Annotated in this window: 1 protein-coding gene and 1 pseudogene; both read left to right on the top strand. The window is 66.3% G+C overall.

Translation table 11 applies throughout. The annotated features are described in order from the left end of the window. Positions 1–201 (top strand): annotated as a pseudogene (locus KXR53_RS35435) (MBL fold metallo-hydrolase); the annotation flags it as partial. A gap of 147 nt (positions 202–348) precedes the next feature. Then, positions 349–1,341 (top strand): alpha/beta fold hydrolase, encoded by a 993-nt coding sequence (locus tag KXR53_RS35440; protein ID WP_437380321.1) that lies wholly within the window; start codon positions 349–351, stop codon positions 1,339–1,341. Positions 1,342–1,876: the final 535 nt, after the last annotated feature.

Here is a 1,876-nt window from a genome sequence, read left to right on the forward strand (position 1 = left end):
GTCGGGTTCGACCACCCCGAGTGGTACAACGGCTTCGAGCATGACCCCGAGGAGGCGGCCCGCGTCCGGACCCGTCTGTTGCGGGAGCTGGCGGGGACCGGCGAGCTGCTGGTGGCCACCCACCTGCCGTTCCCGTCCGTCGGCCGGGTGGCGGCCGCCGGCGACGCCTTCCGCTGGGTGCCGGTCTTCTGGGATTACTGACCGCTTGTCGGGTTGGGGCCGGATTGGGGCGCGCGCTCATCGCGTCAATGAGGTCGCGCCCCAGTTTCCACGCTGCAACCTTCGTACACCGCCGCAGGACACGGCCCGTAGCGTCTCGATTTATCCAGCAAGCAACGGAGTTCTTCGATGGCCGAATTCACGATCTCTGGGCCGGTCGTCCCGGCTCGCCGTGACTTTCTCGCACTCGGCCTCGGCGCTGCGGCGCTCGCCACCCTCCCGCCCTGGCCGACCGCGGCGCAGAGCCCCCTTCTCTTCACCCCCACACCCGGAGAGACCGCAAACATGGGAACGATTACAACGAACGACGGCGTTGAGATCTACTTCAAGGACTGGGGGCCGAAGGCCGCGCAGCCTCTGGTCTTCCATCACGGCTGGCCGCTCAACGCCGACGATTGGGACGCTCAGCTCCTTTACTTTGTCGACAAGGGCTATCGCGTCGTGGCCCACGACCGGCGCGGCCACGGCCGCTCGAGCCAGGTGGCTGACGGCCACGACATGGATCACTACGCAAGCGACATCGCCGCCGTCGTCGAGCATCTCGACCTCAGGGAAGCCGTCCATATCGGTCACTCGACCGGTGGCGGCGAGGCGGCCCGCTACGTCGCCCGCTATGGCCAGCCGCAGGGTCGTGTTGCCAAGCTGGTATTGATCGGCGCAGTGCCGCCGATCATGGTAAAGACGCCGGCCAACCCCAACGGGCTTCCAGTCGGGATCTTCGACGGCTTGCGGCAACAACTCGCTGCCAATCGCTCCCAGTTCTACCTCGATCTCGCAAGCGGCCCCTTCTACGGCTTCAACCGGCCCAACGCGAAGCCGTCTCAGGGGATGATCCAGAATTGGTGGCGGCAGGGCATGCTCGGCGGGGCCAAAGCGCACCACGATGGAATTAAGGCCTTTTCGGAGACGGACTTCACTGAAGACCTGAAGGTCATCGACGTGCCGACGCTCGTCATGCATGGCGATGACGACCAGATCGTGCCGATTGCCGACTCCGCGCTGCTGTCCTCCAAGCTGCTGAAGAAGGGGACGCTCAAGGTATATCCGGGATTCCCGCACGGCATGTGCACGACGCATGCCGAGGTGATCAATCCCGACCTGCTCGACTTCATCAGGGCCTGAGCAGGCCGCTGCCAGGGATGCAGGCAGCGGTCGTCCTTACATCGCCGGGCGTCGCCGGCGCCCCGGCCGCCACAGGCTAGGGCGGCGGCGCGCTCGCCCGCTCATTCGGTGATGAGCCTCGGGCCGCCCTCAAGCAGATCGCCGCTTTCCTCCCGAGCCGCTCTTGAGCGGCCTGGCTACCCCGGCGAGAGATCGCCATCACCGGCCGTAGCTGAGGCGCACCGATACCGGACATCCCTCGATCCCGCAGGATCCGGTCCTTTCCGGTCAGCTCGTACCTTGGAGCGCGCTCGAAAGCGGCCGTCCCGGTCGGCGCTACGAAGCGGACATGACCGCACGCGACCCTGAGGCGACATCAGAAGCTCCCCGAACTGGCCCGGACGGTCATCATCACCGCCCTGCGAAACCGGCGAAGGTCACAGTCGGGCCAGCCGGTTCCTTGCATGGCGCTTGATCGCGCGTGGCTTCAAGTGCCGCCCTGATCCGCGGGATAGTCAGTGGACACGCTCAACTTCCGCCATGCTCTGAGGTCCTC

Source organism: Inquilinus limosus (assembly GCF_051487185.1).
In the GTDB taxonomy this organism is placed as follows: Bacteria; Pseudomonadota; Alphaproteobacteria; order DSM-16000; family Inquilinaceae; genus Inquilinus; species Inquilinus limosus_F.